17 protein-coding genes are annotated in these 14,957 nt (G+C 61.7%); 6 read left to right on the top strand and 11 right to left on the bottom strand.

Annotated elements, in window-relative coordinates:
* Nucleotides 1-84: 84 nt before the first annotated feature.
* Complete coding sequence (htpG, locus tag J2Z75_RS06050; RefSeq protein WP_209849242.1) at nt 85-1,971, top strand: molecular chaperone HtpG; 1,887 nt, start codon at nt 85-87, stop codon at nt 1,969-1,971.
* A 27-nt stretch (nt 1,972-1,998) separates the two neighbouring features.
* On the opposite strand, the gene J2Z75_RS06045 is transcribed toward htpG, so the two are convergent.
* The 9 genes from J2Z75_RS06045 to rbfA form a co-directional block, all read right to left on the bottom strand.
* The gene (locus tag J2Z75_RS06045) at nt 1,999-2,238 is read right to left on the bottom strand and encodes a hypothetical protein (protein WP_209849239.1); all 240 of its coding nucleotides are present in this window, start codon (nt 2,236-2,238) and stop codon (nt 1,999-2,001) included.
* Nucleotides 2,239-2,332: 94 nt separating this feature from the next.
* A complete protein-coding gene (locus tag J2Z75_RS06040; protein ID WP_209849236.1) occupies nt 2,333-3,349 on the bottom strand; it encodes a class I SAM-dependent methyltransferase in 1,017 nt (338 codons plus the stop codon).
* 168 nt (nt 3,350-3,517) lie between these two features.
* Nucleotides 3,518-5,650 carry a polyribonucleotide nucleotidyltransferase gene (pnp, locus tag J2Z75_RS06035; RefSeq protein WP_209849234.1) on the bottom strand — a complete coding sequence of 711 codons (2,133 nt, stop codon included), beginning with the start codon at nt 5,648-5,650 and terminating at the stop codon, nt 3,518-3,520.
* 363 nt (nt 5,651-6,013) lie between these two features.
* Entirely contained in the window at nt 6,014-6,283 is a 270-nt protein-coding gene (rpsO, locus tag J2Z75_RS06030) for a 30S ribosomal protein S15 (protein ID WP_113314631.1), read from the bottom strand.
* A 177-nt stretch (nt 6,284-6,460) separates the two neighbouring features.
* Complete coding sequence (locus J2Z75_RS06025) at nt 6,461-6,796, bottom strand: SH3 domain-containing protein (RefSeq protein WP_209849231.1); 336 nt, start codon at nt 6,794-6,796, stop codon at nt 6,461-6,463.
* A gap of 43 nt (nt 6,797-6,839) precedes the next feature.
* The gene (locus J2Z75_RS06020; protein ID WP_209849227.1) at nt 6,840-8,639 is read right to left on the bottom strand and encodes a sensor histidine kinase; all 1,800 of its coding nucleotides are present in this window, start codon (nt 8,637-8,639) and stop codon (nt 6,840-6,842) included.
* Nucleotides 8,640-8,704: 65 nt separating this feature from the next.
* The gene (gene truB, locus J2Z75_RS06015) at nt 8,705-9,640 is read right to left on the bottom strand and encodes a tRNA pseudouridine(55) synthase TruB (RefSeq protein ID WP_209849224.1); all 936 of its coding nucleotides are present in this window, start codon (nt 9,638-9,640) and stop codon (nt 8,705-8,707) included.
* 3 nt (nt 9,641-9,643) lie between these two features.
* The gene (locus J2Z75_RS06010; RefSeq protein ID WP_209849222.1) at nt 9,644-10,099 is read right to left on the bottom strand and encodes a hypothetical protein; all 456 of its coding nucleotides are present in this window, start codon (nt 10,097-10,099) and stop codon (nt 9,644-9,646) included.
* Nucleotides 10,099-10,518 carry a 30S ribosome-binding factor RbfA gene (gene rbfA, locus J2Z75_RS06005; RefSeq protein WP_209849219.1) on the bottom strand — a complete coding sequence of 140 codons (420 nt, stop codon included), beginning with the start codon at nt 10,516-10,518 and terminating at the stop codon, nt 10,099-10,101. The genes J2Z75_RS06010 and rbfA overlap by 1 nt, the downstream gene beginning before the upstream one ends.
* Before the next feature lie 187 nt (nt 10,519-10,705).
* Between rbfA and J2Z75_RS06000 the strand changes: the two genes are divergently transcribed.
* From J2Z75_RS06000 to J2Z75_RS05985, 4 genes are all read left to right on the top strand, one after another.
* On the top strand, nt 10,706-11,458 hold the full coding sequence (locus J2Z75_RS06000; RefSeq protein ID WP_209849216.1) for a type 1 glutamine amidotransferase: 753 nt from the start codon (nt 10,706-10,708) through the stop codon (nt 11,456-11,458).
* Nucleotides 11,459-11,688: 230 nt separating this feature from the next.
* Nucleotides 11,689-12,354, top strand: coding sequence for a pentapeptide repeat-containing protein (locus tag J2Z75_RS05995; RefSeq protein WP_209850628.1), 666 nt, complete (start codon nt 11,689-11,691; stop codon nt 12,352-12,354).
* A gap of 115 nt (nt 12,355-12,469) precedes the next feature.
* A complete protein-coding gene (locus J2Z75_RS05990; protein ID WP_209849213.1) occupies nt 12,470-12,928 on the top strand; it encodes a GFA family protein in 459 nt (152 codons plus the stop codon).
* A gap of 88 nt (nt 12,929-13,016) precedes the next feature.
* Nucleotides 13,017-13,592: a LysE family translocator gene (locus tag J2Z75_RS05985; RefSeq protein ID WP_209849210.1), complete on the top strand. Its 576-nt coding sequence runs from the start codon at nt 13,017-13,019 to the stop codon at nt 13,590-13,592.
* 33 nt (nt 13,593-13,625) lie between these two features.
* On the opposite strand, the gene J2Z75_RS05980 is transcribed toward J2Z75_RS05985, so the two are convergent.
* Nucleotides 13,626-13,925 (bottom strand): CcdB family protein, encoded by a 300-nt coding sequence (locus tag J2Z75_RS05980; RefSeq protein WP_209849207.1) that lies wholly within the window; start codon nt 13,923-13,925, stop codon nt 13,626-13,628.
* Complete coding sequence (locus J2Z75_RS05975) at nt 13,925-14,155, bottom strand: type II toxin-antitoxin system CcdA family antitoxin (protein WP_209849204.1); 231 nt, start codon at nt 14,153-14,155, stop codon at nt 13,925-13,927. Before J2Z75_RS05975 ends, J2Z75_RS05980 begins: the two co-directional genes overlap by 1 nt.
* 223 nt (nt 14,156-14,378) lie before the next feature.
* Here J2Z75_RS05975 and J2Z75_RS05970 point away from each other — a divergent pair, with 223 nt between their 5' ends.
* A complete protein-coding gene (locus J2Z75_RS05970; protein ID WP_209849201.1) occupies nt 14,379-14,933 on the top strand; it encodes a sugar O-acetyltransferase in 555 nt (184 codons plus the stop codon).
* Nucleotides 14,934-14,957 lie beyond the last annotated feature (24 nt).

Genomic DNA, 14,957 nt, shown 5'->3' with positions numbered 1-14,957 from the left:
TTTCCGTGCCTCTTGAATTTTGCATCTGCACTTGCCAGTTCAGAGCGCGCAAACCATCCAGACACACGTTGAGGCACAAATCGCATGAGCAATGCCGCTGAAAAACCCGTCGAAAACCATGTCTTCGAGGCCGATGTCGCGCGCCTTTTGCACCTCATGGTGCACTCCGTCTATTCCGACAAGGACGTGTTCCTGCGGGAGCTGATCTCCAACGCCGCCGATGCCTGCGAGAAGCTGCGCTACGAGGCGATCAGCGCGCCGGAACTGCTTTCCGACGATCCGACGCCGCGCATTACCCTGACGCTCGATGCCGACAACAACCGGCTCGTCGTCGAGGACAACGGTATCGGCATGAGCCGCGACGACATGGTCGAGGCCCTCGGTACCATCGCCCGCTCCGGCACCCGCGCCTTCATGGAACGTGTCGAGGCGGCAAAGGCGGGCGAAGGCGCCCAGTTGATCGGCCAGTTCGGCGTCGGCTTCTATTCCGCCTTCATGGTCGCCGACAAGGTCGATGTCGTCTCGCGCCATGCCGGCAGCGCCCATGCCTGGCTCTGGTCGTCCGACGGCAAGGGCAGCTACACGGTGACGGAGGCCAATATCTCCGACGCTCCAGCACGCGGCACCCGCATCACCATGCACCTGATGGACGACGCGAAGAGCTATACGTCGAAATGGGACGTCGAGCGGATCGTCAAGGACCAGTCCGGCCACGTTCCGGTGCCGATCGACCTGATCGAGAAACCCGGTGCCGAGGCGGAGCGGATCGGTGACGGGACGGCTTTGTGGACGAAATCCCGCAGTGACATCACCAAGGAAGAATACGCCGACTTCTATCGCGGCCTTTCCGGCCAGTACGACGAACCGGCACTGACCGTGCATTTCCGCGCCGAGGGGCGGCATGAATATACCGGCCTTGCCTTCGTGCCGGAATCCAAACCGCTCGACATGTTCGACCCTTCGGCCAAGGGCCGGATGAAGCTCTACGTCAAGCGCGTCTTCATCACCGACGATGCCGAGCTTCTGCCGCGCTACCTGCGTTTCGTGCGCGGCCTTGTCGATACATCCGACCTGCCGCTCAACGTCTCGCGCGAGATGATCCAGGAAAGCCCGATCCTTGCCGCCATCCGCAAGGGCCTGACCAACCGCGTGCTGACCGCCATCGAGAAGCTTGCGGAGAACGACGCCGACGCCTTTGCCAAGCTTTGGGACGCTTTTGGCGCCGTGCTCAAGGAAGGCATCTACGACGATTTCGAGCGCCGCTCGCAGCTGATCGCACTGTCGCGCTTCCGCACCACGACGTCCGACGAGGCGACACGGTCGTTGGCGGATTACGTCAAGGACATGAAGGACGCGCAGGCGGCGATCTATTACCTGACGGGCGACAATCTCGACCGGCTGAAGGCCTCGCCGCAGCTCGAAGGGTTTCGCGCCCGCGGGATCGAGGTTCTGCTCCTGACCGATTCGGTCGACAGCTTCTGGGTCACGGCTGCGCCGGATTTCGAAGGCAAGCCGTTCAAGTCGATTACCCAAGGGGCTGCCGATCTCGCACAGGTGCCGAAAGCGGATGGTGAAGCACCAGTGGTGCCAGAGACCACCGAGGCGGTCACGGGCTTTATCGCTTTCGCTAAAACGACGCTTGGCGACACGGTGTCCGATGTACGCGCATCCGAGCGCCTGACGGAAAGCGCCGTCTGCCTTGTGGCACCGGAGCAGGGCTACGACCGCCAGCTGGAAAAGCTGCTGCAGGGGTCCGGCAGGCTGGACTTGATTGCAAAGCCGATCCTCGAGATCAACCCAGGCCACAGCCTGATCGCGGCGCTGGCTTCCGGCGGCAGCGACGAATTCCGCACGGACGCGGTCCAGCTGCTGCTCGATCAGGCCCGCGTTCTCGACGGCGACAAGCCGCAGGACCCGCGCGCTTTCGCGGAGCGGCTGTCGCGGCTGTTTGCGCGGGCGCTGAAGGGTTAAAGTTGAAAAGGTCAGCCTGACGAACCGTCAGGCTGACCACCAGACGGCCAGCAGCACCGCCAGAACCACGATAGCGAAGATACCGAACATCGTCATCTGCCTGCGGGCCTGCCCGAGGACGACCGGATCGACGGGCTGGCGACCGGTCTGGAAGGCCAGCGGCACCTCCGAGGTCGCTCCCCTGCCTTCGCCGCTCTTGATGTCTTTGATCATCACTTCCGCGATGCCCTCGGTCACAGGAGGGTGATGTCCAGAGCCAGAAACCATCGGCACACTCCATTTGCGCACCGCATCAGCGCGCGGCTACGGGAGCCTCAGCCTGTACCTGTTTGAGCCATAAATCAATTGCAAAAACGGCGCCTCAGCGCTTGCCCCAGAGCACCTTGAAACGGGCATTGCGGCAGGTTTCGCCCCATTCCTTGAAGGTCTCGGTCATCACCGGCTCGTAAGGCAGGCCACGGTTGGCGACCAGCATCAACCGGCCGCCGATCTTCAGCGCCTTGGCGGCGGCCTTGATCATCGCGACGCCGAGTGCCGGGTCGGCTGCCTGCGTTTCGTGGAAGGGCGGGTTCATGACGATCAGGTCGTATTTGTCGCGGGTTTCCTCGGAGGTGAGATCCTGCCAGAAGAAACGTGTCGGCACGTTCGGGCAATTGGCCTTCAGGTTTGCCCGTGCGGCTTCGAGGGAATGATAATCGGCCTCGAACAGGTCGATGCCCTTCAGGTTCGGGGCCTTCTCGGCCAGCATCACCGAAAGATAGCCCCAGCCGGCACCGAAATCAGCGGCATGGCCCTTGAAATCATCAGGCAGGCGCGAGGCGAGCAGTTCGGAGCCGGCGTCGATCTTCTCGTGCGAGAACATGCCGGGTGCCGCATCGAAGCGGCCTTCGACGCGAGCGGGCTTCTTGGAAAATTTGGCGATGACGTCGGTGGCATCTTCCGGACGGCCGAACCAGAAGGCGATGCCGTGATATTTCGGCAGGCTGTCGCCGCCCCAGCCGAGCTGGTTGACGCGCTTGCGCAATGACTGGATGCCATCGTCCTTGCCACCGGCGACAACGATCAGGCCGCCGACCTTGACGCGCTTCAGCGCTTCGGCGATCCGGTCCTCGTTCTCGCCCTTGTGCTTGCCACAGAGGATCAGCGCGGCATCATAGTCCTCACCCTCGACAACGGGCGCCACCGCCGCCTTGGCGGCTTCCAGAGCCTTGTACAGCGGCTTTGATGCCTGCACTGCGGTAATCGAACCAAAAAACTCCGCCGGCAGCCGGTAGCCGGCCTCGGCGCCCAAGAACAGCACACGCTCGCCTTCGCCGGGTGCGGGAACCACGCCGGTATCGAAGGGGTGGAAAAGGGTCTTCAGCGTGTCGCGGCTCATGGTCGTGGTCCTCAAGTTTGTCAGGGAAAAATGGACGGCAATTTCCCAAAAAAGACAAACGGTAGCAAAGGGAATGAGAGACTGTCCGGGTCAGACAGCTTTCAGGAAAATAAGAAAGGGCGCGGAACGATCCGCTCCGCGCCCGTAGTCGATTAAACGGTCGAACGCTTATTCAGCGGCTTCGCCTTCGCCCCTGGCGACTTCCTTGCCGGTTGCCTGATCGACAACCTTCATGGACAGGCGAACCTTGCCGCGCTCGTCGAAGCCCATCAGCTTGACCCAGACCTTGTCGCCTTCCTTGACGACGTCGGAGGTCTTGGCAACACGATCGGAAGCGAGCTGCGAGATGTGGACGAGACCGTCGCGCGGGCCAAAGAAGTTGACGAAAGCGCCGAAGTCGGCGGTCTTGACGACCGTGCCTTCGTAGATCTGGCCGACTTCCGGTTCTGCGACGATCGAGTGGATCCACTTGCGGGCCGCTTCGATTTCCTTGGCAGAAGACGAAGCGATCTTGATCGTGCCATCGTCTTCGATGTTGATCTTGGCGCCGGTCTTTTCGACAATTTCGCGGATGACCTTGCCGCCCGAACCGATGACTTCACGGATCTTGTCGACCGGGATGTTCATGACTTCGATGCGCGGTGCGAATTCGCCGAGCTGGCTGCGGCCTTCGGTGATGGCGTTGGCCATCTCGCCGAGGATGTGCTTGCGGCCGCCCTGCGCCTGGCTGAGCGCGACCTTCATGATCTCTTCGGTGATGCCGGCGATCTTGATGTCCATCTGCAGCGAGGTGATGCCGTCGGCAGTGCCGGCAACCTTGAAGTCCATGTCGCCGAGGTGATCTTCGTCGCCGAGGATGTCGGAGAGAACGGCGAAGCGCTCACCTTCGAGGATCAGGCCCATGGCGATACCGGCAACCGGCTTGGCCAAAGGAACGCCGGCATCCATCAGTGCGAGCGAGGTGCCGCAGACGGTTGCCATCGAGGACGAGCCGTTCGACTCGGTGATTTCCGAGACAACGCGCAGCGTGTAGGGGAACTGGTCCGCAGCCGGCAGCATCGGACGGATCGCGCGCCATGCGAGCTTGCCGTGGCCGATTTCGCGGCGGCCCGGGGAGCCCATGCGACCGGTTTCACCGACCGAGTAGGGCGGGAAGTTGTAGTGCAGCAGGAACTTTTCCTTGTACATGCCGGTCAGGCTGTCGACATACTGTTCGTCTTCGCCGGTGCCAAGCGTGGCAACGACGATCGCCTGCGTTTCGCCACGGGTGAACAGTGCCGAGCCGTGGGTGCGCGGCAGGATGCCGACTTCCGAGACGATCGCACGGACGGTGTCGAGGTCACGACCGTCGATGCGGCTCTTGGTGTCGAGGATGTTCCAGCGAACGATCTTGGCCTGCAGGTGCTTGAAGACGGCGCCGATGACTTCAGCGGTGTACTTCGGCTCCACGCCCTCGGGCAGGAAGTGGGCCTTCACCTTTGCCTTGACGGCATCGACGGCAGCGTAGCGTTCGGCCTTCTGGGTGTTCTTGTAGGCAACGCGCAGTTCGGCTTCGGCGATCGAAAGCATTTCGGCTTCGAGTTCGGAATGATCTTCCGGGGTGAAGTCGCGCGGCTCCTTGGCAGCCACTTCGGCGAGCTTGATGATCGCGTCGATGACCGGCTGGAAGCCCTTGTGGCCGAACATGACGGCGCCGAGCATGATGTCTTCGTTCAGTTCCTTGGCTTCCGACTCAACCATCAGGACGGCGTCCTGCGTGCCGGCGACGACGAGGTCGAGGACCGATTCGGGCATTTCGTCGAGATGCGGATTCAGGACGTACTGGCCGTTGATATAGCCGACGCGCGCGCCGCCGACCGGGCCCATGAACGGAACGCCGGAGATCGTCAGAGCCGCGGAGGCTGCAACCATCGACAGGACGTCCGGATCGTTTTCGAGGTCATGCTGCATGACGGTGACGACGACCTGGGTGTCGTTCTTGTAGCCATCTGGGAAGAGCGGGCGGATCGGGCGGTCGATCAGGCGGGAAACCAGCGTTTCCTTTTCCGACGGACGGCCTTCGCGCTTGAAGTAGCCACCCGGGATCTTGCCGGCGGCGTAGGTCTTTTCCTGGTAGTTGACGGTCAGCGGGAAGAAATCCTGGCCCGGCTTCGGCGACTTGGCCGAAACGACGGTCGCGAGAACGACGGTCTCGCCGTAGGTGGCGAGAACGGCGCCGTCAGCCTGACGGGCGATCTTGCCGGTTTCGAGCTTGAGCGGGCGGCCTGCCCATTCAATTTCGACTGTGTGGGTATCGAACATGTTTTGTCCTTCGTGTGCGGCAATGCCGCGCCGCAGCCAGTGTGGCGCGGGCGGCAGTGTTTCCGCTGATATGACACATCACGGGCAAGACAACGGGAGGCTTCCAAATTCGGCTGGCGCTCGTCCCGCTCCCTGAAAGCCTGATGCTCCGGGTGCGTGGATAAACGCGCAAGCGCCGAAGCATCCTGCAATCCTGCCCCATGACAGGTCATCGGTTGGTTCCGCAGAGCCGGCCCATCCGGTCTGCTGGGGTGTCCGCTTCCAACGGCGCCGTTTCGGCTTGGCTGGAGACGCAAACGCGGGATGATCCCGCAAAAAACAAACCGGCGGGCCCCTTTTTGAAGGGTCCCGCCGGTGTAAGGCTTAGCGGCGAATGCCGAGAGCAGTAATCAGCTTGGTGTACCGTGCCTCTTCCTTGCCCTTGACATAGTCAAGAAGCGAGCGGCGGGTAGAAACCATTGCCAGAAGGCCACGACGCGAGTGGTTGTCCTTCTTGTGGCCCTTGAAGTGATCGGTCAGGTTGTTGATCCGCTCGGTGAGGATCGCAACCTGGACTTCCGGAGAACCGGTGTCGCCTTCGACGATTGCGTATTCCTTGATAAGCGCAGCCTTGCGCTCTGCAGTGATCGACATCGTGTCATCCTTTCAATGTTAGGATTTCGGGTCGCCAGCAGCCGGGATGTCGTCTAGCTGCGGCCATGAAGGCACAAGTCCGCAGAGAGCGGGGTCTGATGCTGGCGCTGCCTATAAACTATCCGGCATCAAAAAGAAAGAGGGCGGATAAAGGCGGCGCGACACTTCAATTCGCCGTCATTGCGGGGCAACGCGCGGCCGCATCGGGGCAGACTTGCTGTTGTCGTCAACCATTGCACAATCGAGATAGGCGGCGAATACCCAGCCGAGCGTCTCGCCATTTGCGGTCACCTTTGCCCAGCGCTTGCCGCCATGCAAGCGCTCCTCGACGACCTGCACGGGGACGCCGTTGTCGAGAACCGACAGAACCGTACCTTGAGGCCCGGAACGCACGTTGAGCGGCGTTCCAGTGGGATCGGCCACCACGCAATCGGCGCCGAACGCGGGCGCTGCCGCGCCGGTGAAAACCGTGGCAACGAGAATGGCAGCCGCCATGACATTGTTTCGAGGCATCTGTACTCCTTCCAATACGCGACAAGCCTTGGGCAGACCCTCCCTACGGTTGGACCGACAGGTCGGCGCCCAGTTTTTCGGTCGGGATTTTCACGCGCCATTCGATCCCGTCGGAATGCATGATCCGCTCCAGTTTCGCGTCCAGCGCCATGCCGAGCATACGCTCGAGCACCATGGTGCCGAAACCCTTGCGCAGGCTGCCGGTCTCAATCGGATCGATATCGGCGCCTTTTTCTCTCCAGGCGAGAAGAAACGTGCCGTCGGAGACCGACCATTGCAGGTCGATCGTGCCGCTGCCATTGGCAAGCGCGCCGTATTTCGTCGCATTGGTGGCAAGCTCGTGCAGGGCCATGCCCAGCGTCTGCGATACCTGCGCATCCAGCCGGACGGGCGGCCCCGACAGGTGGACCCGTAGCGGATCGTCGGGAATGAACGGCTGCAGCTGGTTCTGGGCCAGCTCGTGAAAATCGACGCCCTGGGCCGCATTGGCAATCATCAGATCGGTCGAGCGGGCAAGGCCGCTGATGCGCTTGCGGAAGGTTTCGGCGAAATCCACCCGGTTTTCCGCCGCATTGAGCGACTGGTTGAGCATCGACTGGATGACGGTGAGCTGGTTTTTCGAACGGTGCGCCACCTCGCGCATCAGGAAACGGATTTCGTTTTCCGCCTTCCTGCGCGCCTGCGCCGCTTCGGCCAGCGCCGTCGATACGGTCTCGATCTCGGCAATCATGTGTTTGCGCGCCGCGATCGGCCGTCCCGCGCCCAGGAGATGCGCGTCGCGAGCGAGCAGCTTGACACCCTGCGCCAGAAGCCGCGCGATGGCGGCGGATCCCGCTATGGCTATGCCGGCAAAAAGAAGGCCGCCCAGCGACAGCCAGAGATAAGACCACAGCGCCGGCGCATCGACATCGGAACTTTTGGCCCAGGCGACGATTTTCCAGCCGGTCAGCACCGAAAACTCGGTGACCGTCCGGTATTCGACGCCGTCATGAACCGCTTCGCCGACGCCGACACGCAATGCCGGCACGATTTCCATGAAAAATGGCTTGCCGACTGCCAGTGCCTTGTCTGATGAGGCAATCACATTGCCGGCTCCGTCGAGCAATGCCGCATTCCAGCCGGGCGACAGCACATCCCGGTTGACCGCCTTCAGCATATTCTCGGCGTTCTGGGTGAGTGTCAGCAGGTAGTCGCCATTGCCGAGCGGCGTGGTGATCGGCAGGTAGACGTTGAACACCCATCTTTTTGCCGTCTGGCCGAAGAAGACATTCGAAATGAACGGCCCTCCGTTTCGAAAAGCCTGATCGATGGAGGTTGGGTCGGATGCCTTCGCCAGCCGGCTTCCGAACGGTACGCGGGTATTGAAAAGCTGATTGTGGGCGCGATCGATCACCAAAAGGTTCGAATCGGTGTCTGCGAGCGATGAGCGGGCGCGATCGTAGAACTGTTCGAGATTGTTGTTGTCGATGGTGCTGGCCGTGGACAACACCCTGAGCGTGGTCAGCATGCCGTCGATCTCGCGCTCCACCACGCGCGTAACCGATCCGGTCGATGCCCTGAGCAGCGCGGTCACCACGCGCTCCTGCTCGTCGATGCTGCGCTTGAGGATGATCATCGAAAACACGAAGGACGGGACGATGGCAATGAGCAGCAGGACTGTCAGATAAAACGACAGCGGACGCCTCAGCCGCGAGCGCAGGCGTGTTCTCCAACGCGCGCCCGGCGCACTCTTTTTGTCCTGTCCGTCGCTCAAGTGTCCCTCATCCACCGTCCCCGGCCTGGTAAATCGCACAACGCTTAACACCCCGAAGGGTTCGCGAATCCCGATCACAGACCGGAACATGCGCCAGCGATTCTACGAAGGCAACCGATGCCGTGCGGCAAGACCTATGGGGGTGCGGTGAAGTTTCAAGCCGTGACGAAGACGCGCTTCGGGCGGAATTCGCCCTCGCCGATCTCGCCGATGGCGACCAGCTTGCCGCGCGACGTCGCATAGGCTTCCGGCTCCGCCATGGGCGCATCGCGGCCGCGCAGGATGATCGGATTGCCCATTTTCAGGCGATGGGCCTGATCCTCGGTAATGGCGATATGCGGCAGGTTCGACAGGGCTTCGCCGGTATCGATCAGGAAGGCGTCGAGCGCTTCCAGCCGTTCCTCGTCGCTCTCGATCTTTTCCAGTGCCACGAGTTCGGCCAGCGGCACCATCGTCTCTTCCGCGAAAGGCGCGACAAAGCTGCGGCGCAGGGAAGCGATATGGCCGAAACAGCCGAGGTCGCGGCCGAAATCGCGGGCCAGCGACCGCACATAGGTGCCCTTGCCGCATTCGATCTCGAAATGCGCGAGGTTGGCCGTGCAGCCGAGCAGCGACAGGCGGAAGACTTCGACTTCACGGGCCGGAATATCGACGGTTTCGCCTTCGCGCGCAAGATCATAGGCGCGGTTGCCATCGATCTTGATGGCCGAAAACTGCGGCGGCACCTGGCTGATGACGCCGGTATATTTCGGCAGCAGGGCACGGATGTCTTCCTCGGACGGACGGGCATCCGACGATTGCGTGACCTCGCCCTCGAGATCGTCGGTCGAGCGCTCCTCACCCCAGGCAACGGCGAATTCATAGATCTTGCGGCCGTCCATCACATAGGGAACGGTCTTGGTCGCATCGCCAAGCGCGATCGGCAGCATGCCGGAGGCGAGCGGATCGAGCGTGCCGGCATGGCCCGCCTTCTGCGCCTTGAACAACCACTTGATCTTCGACACGGCTTCTGTCGAACCGAAATCCAGCGGCTTGTCGAGGATCAGCCAGCCGGAAATCGGGCGGCCCTTGGGCTTGCGAGGTTTTGACATTGTTCAGGCTCTTTTTTTACGAAACGTCGCTGCAGTCTTGGCAACGCTGCCATCCGGCATTTTCTGGCTGTTGCCCTTTTCGAATCCCAGGGCATAGAGGCGCCTTGCGATCAGGTATCCGGCAGCGATCGTCGCACCATTGTCGGCGCGATAGTCCTCGCCGAGGCCTTCGATAATCAAAGGCTCGATGGCGCCGAGCGGCGGCTTGCCGGAGGCAGCGGCTTCGAGCAGCAGCTTTTCATTATAGGGCGAATAGACGATGGCTTCGAGCGCCTTCATCTCGCGGTCGCCATGGGCGATTTCCTTGCCGCTGCGGAAAGGCAGGCCGGAGGCGACCAGCATTTCGACAAGCCTTACGGCTTCGGCATTGTCGAAACGGGCAAGACCGTTGCGATAGAATGTCTGGCGCTGATCGAAGGTCCAGGCGTTGAGTTCGTCCAGAGTGATATGCTTTGCCATCACTCCCCTTTTTCGTCTTTCAGTCCGTCTTCATCCTTCAGGTCGCGCAGGACTTCCGGCGACCGCAGCAGCTGGTCGATCTTCTTGTAGTTGTCGAAGCTGGTATCGTCCTTGAAGCGGACTTCCGGCATGTATTTCAACTGCCGGAGATGCGGCGTCAGGCGGCCGCGAATATATTTGGCATGGCGGTTCAGCGCCTCGATGATATCGGCATGGTCGGCAACGCCGAGCGGTGTCACGAAGGCCGTGGCCACCCGCAGGTCGGTCGACATGCGGACTTCCGAAATCGAGATCACCGTCGTCTCGATCAGCGGATCGCGCACTTCGCCGCGCTGCAGCACCTGTGTCAGGCCTGCACGTACCTGTTCGCCGACCCTCAGCATGCGCTGCGAGGGGGCAGAGGATGTCACTTTACTCATGGTTTTTCCGCTGTCTGGCGTTTCAAGGAACGCGACCAAGGCGGTCCAATGCTACTTTCAGGCCAAAAGGTCAAGACTAGCGGGCTATTCCAGCCATCAAACGCGCCCTTAAATGACCCGAAACCTCTTGAAAGCCGTCATCAGCCGTGGTCAATCTCAGGGGAATGATGGAGCGAACGGAGAGACAATGCGGGTTCTGGTGGTTGAAAACATGGCCCATTCCGATCTTGGACAGGTGGGCGTGGCACTGGCCGAAGCGGGTGCCGAGATCGACCTGCGCCAGCCCTTTACCGGCGAGGCGCTGCCCGGCGATGTCCATGGCCATGACGCCCTGGTGGTACTTGGCGGCGAACAAAGCGCCATCGACGATCACATCCATCCCTACCTGCCGGAGCTTGCACGCCTGATGCGCGCCTTTACCGAGGCTGACAAGTCGGTACTCGGCATCTGCCTCGGCAGCCAGCTTCTGGCCCGTGCGCATGGGGGCGACAATCTTCTCGGCCGGACCCGCGAATTCGGCTGGCACGGCGTCGAACTGACGAGCGAAGGCAAGCGCGATCCGGTGCTGAGCGCGGCCGGCACAGCCTTCACAAGCTTCGAATGGCATTCCGACAGCTTCACCCTCCCCGAAGGCTCTATCCATCTTGCCGTCAACCCGGCGGTCGCCAACCAGGCGTTTCGCATCGGCCGTGCCGCCTATGGCATGCAATTTCACTTCGAGGCCGGCACCCGTGTGGTCGAGGATTGGAACCGCATTTTCGAGGACCAGATCATGAGCCTCGATCCGCACTGGCTCGGGCGCTATCCCGAGCATGCCGCGCGGCATGCCGAACAGGCGGATGCGGCCGGGCTGGCGCTGGCCCGCGCCTGGGTCGGCACGATCCGGAGCAGCGAACCGGCCGAAAACAATGCCCGGGAGATGGCCGGCGCAACCGCCTGACACCTAAATATGTCCTGGCATTTGCAGCGCGCGCCAGTGATCCTATCTATTAAAACATGGGAAGCTATATAAAGAGCGCAAAGGGGGCTTGTCTGGTTCTGGCAGGCTTTCGAGCGGAGAAGCGGAGCACTCGGATGAAGATCCATTTCGACAAGCAAGCCGGTCAATCGGCACCGGGGGAAGGGACTGCTGCGAGATCCCGGGCACTGGCCTTCGGCCTGCTGCCGGCCATGGCACTTGCAGCCGTTGTTGCCGCCGCTTCGCCGGCAAAGGCAGCCTATTGCAGCGGCACGCCGGAGAAGGGGCTCGACTGGAGCGAGTGCTCCAAGAAGAACCTGATGCTGCCGTCCAGCGAGCTGGAAAGTGCGAACCTGTCCGGCACCGATTTTTCGCTGACCGATCTCAGCGGGTCCAACCTGGTCTCGGCCAACCTGGAAAAGGCCAATCTGGTGCGCGCCTGGCTGGCCGGCGCCAAGGCCGACAAGGCGAATTTCGCCCGTGTCGAAGCCTACCGGTCCAGCTTTGCCAATATTGCCGCCACCGGCGCTTCGTTTGCCGGCGCGGAACTCCAGCGCGCCGATTTCAGCGGCGCCGACCTGACCGGAGCCAATTTCGAGAAGGCGGAGGTCGGACGTGTCCTGTTCAAGGGAGCGGTTCTGACCGGCGCGCGTTTCTCGCTCGCCAACCTCTCCCGCGCCAATCTCAGCGGCGCAATCTTCGAAGGCCCGCTTGTCTTCGATCAGGCCTTCATGTTCCTGACCCATATCGAGGGGCTGGACCTTTCCGCGGCAAAGGGCCTTGAACAGTCCCAGATCGAGCTTGCCTGCGGCGACGCCAAGACGAAGCTACCGGCAGGCCTGACCACGCCTTCGGCATGGCCCTGCAAGTTGGACTGAGCCGGCTAACAAAGTATCGGTTCATTCGGATAAAGCCCTCACCTACGATCATCCATGGCATTGGACATTGTCCGTTCCTCCGCTAGTTTGATCCGAACGACGGGAGGAGCAAATCATGAGCAAACTGAATTTACCCCTGGAAGGCGGTTGCCGGTGCGGGCAGGTGCGGCTGAAGATCAGCGCGCCGCCGATCCTGACCATGGCCTGCCATTGCACCGGCTGCCAGAAGATGAGCGCCAGCGCCTATTCGTTGAGCGCGGCCATCCCTGCCGACGCGTTCGCAGTCATCGATGGCGAACCGGTGATCGGCGGCCTGCACGGCGCAACCCGCCACTATTTCTGCCCGCATTGCAAAAGCTGGATGTTCACGCGGCCCGAAGGTATGGACTGGTTCGTCAACCTGCGCCCGACCATGCTGGACGACGCAAGCTGGTTCTCTCCCTTCATCGAGACCTTCACCAGCGAAAAGCTGCCCTGGGCCACGACGGCCGCGGTTCACTCCTACGAGACGTTTCCGCCGATGGAGGCCTATGAGGGGCTGCTGCAGGAGTTTGCGGAGCAGGCGGTGCGATAATTTTCCGGAAGGCAGGCAGAAGCTTGACCAGGATCAAGACAGGGAAATCCGTCCGCGATAGAATGCGCTCCAGCCTTCGGAGAGTGTTTTGACCGTACCTGCCTTTATTGCCGCCGTCCTCGTTCTTCTTCTGACCCCCGGTCCAACGAACACCCTGTTGGCAGTCGGCGGCGCATCGGCCGGCTTCCGGCGCTCGCTGCCGCTGATCGTCGCGGAAGCGTCCGGCTATCTCCTGACGATCACCCCGCTTGCAACCTTTGCCGGGCCTTATCTTGCAGACCACCCGCTTGCCGCATCGGCCATCAAGCTCTGCTCGGCAATGTGGGTATTGCTGCTTGCAGCCAAGCTGTGGACGGCGCCGTCTGCCGGCGTACCGGCGTCGCTCGTTACCTTCCGTCAGGTTTTCATGACTACCGTGCTCAATCCCAAGGCCCTGATCTTCGGCCTGGTGCTCGTACCGCACGGCACATTCGGCACGGTGCTGCCGTGGCTCGGATTGTTCCTGCTGATGGTCGTATCGGCCGGCTGCGTCTGGCTGAGCGCCGGTGCAGCGATGATTTACCGGAAACGGGCCGAGTTCCCGCCGCTTCTCAGCCGCGTCGCAGCAGGTGCGATGCTGCTCTTTTCGGCAAGTCTCGCCGGTAGTTCACTGGGACTGCTTTGAATGAACGCCTGGCGGAGCGAAGTGACGAAAGCGTCAGAAGCCTTGAAAAAGGAAGTCGGTGGCAGCAACGATATCATCGCCTTTCGCTGAAAGATCGGCAACTTCACTGCCGATCTCCGATACGGGAATGGCCGCCATGCGCTGTGTTGCCATGGCGTGAAGCTCTCCATCGATCAGGAAACGGGGATTGAGCCGCAATATCGACCAGGACATGTCCGCCACCGGGTAAAGCGGTGCCATGACGCGCGACGGCAGATCGTCCAATATGCTTGCCTGAAGATCAACGACCAGGACACCGTCCGATTTCAGCCGGTACACATGGAATCGTGCCATCAGAATTGGCGATATTTCGCCAGCGGCAAGCCGTGCTTCTCGACATATTCGTTTTCAAGCCGGATCGCCTCGGCATTCTCGATCCGCCAGAGACGCTCCCGCTCGGCCTTGACGGCACGTTCGATGCCATCTTCGGCCGCCCGCGACAGATTGATCTTCAGATCACGGGCAAGGGAAACAAGGTCGCTGTCCAGAGACAGGTTGGCAGATTTGCGGACAGGCTGGGACATGTCACCCTCCAGAATGTATGCGCACATAGTATGCGCACAATACTTGGGAGAAAAGAGTTTATTCATCGCCCGGTTACCGCGCCATGATGAACGAGTCCTGCGGAATCTCCACGTTGCCGGACTGGCCCATGCGCTTCCTGCCGGCCTTCCACTTTTCCAAAGGCCGCGCTTGCGGGCGCCGCCACCGATCTGCAAAAGTGAGCGCCTTGTGCAGGAGAATGGCGTGACGGACAGCGAACGGATGAAGATGGAAGCGGGCCAATGGTACAATTGCCTCGATCCAGAACTCGACTCCTTGCGCCAAAGGGCGCGAGATGCGGTGCATCAGCACAATACGCTGCCGCCGGCGGAGCGTGGGCAGGCGGCGCCGGCGCTGCGGGCGCTTTTCCGCGCGGTGCCTGTAAACTTCATGATCGAGGCACCGTTTCATTGTTCCTACGGCATGAACATCGCGCTTGGCGAGAATGTCTACATGAATGCGGGCTGCACCATTCTCGATTCCGCGCCGGTCCGCATCGGGCGGGGCTCGATGCTCGGACCGGTCGTGCAGATCTATTGCGCCATCCACCCCAACGATCCCGCCCTGCGCAGGACCGGACTTGAACTGGCAAGGCCCGTGACAATCGGTGAGGACGTCTGGATCGGCGGCGGCGCCATCCTCCTGCCCGGCGTCACCATCGGCGACGGCGCGATCGTCGGGGCAGGCGCCGTGGTGACGAAAGACGTGCCCGCCGGGGCAACGGTGGTCGGGAACCCGGCGCGGCGGCTGGAGCGATAGAGCGGCGTTCCAGCGGCGATGGTT

The sequence above is a fragment of the Rhizobium herbae genome, from assembly GCF_017873135.1.
In the GTDB taxonomy this organism is placed as follows: domain Bacteria; phylum Pseudomonadota; class Alphaproteobacteria; order Rhizobiales; family Rhizobiaceae; genus Pararhizobium; species Pararhizobium herbae.
This window is presented reverse-complemented; position numbering and strand designations above follow the sequence as displayed.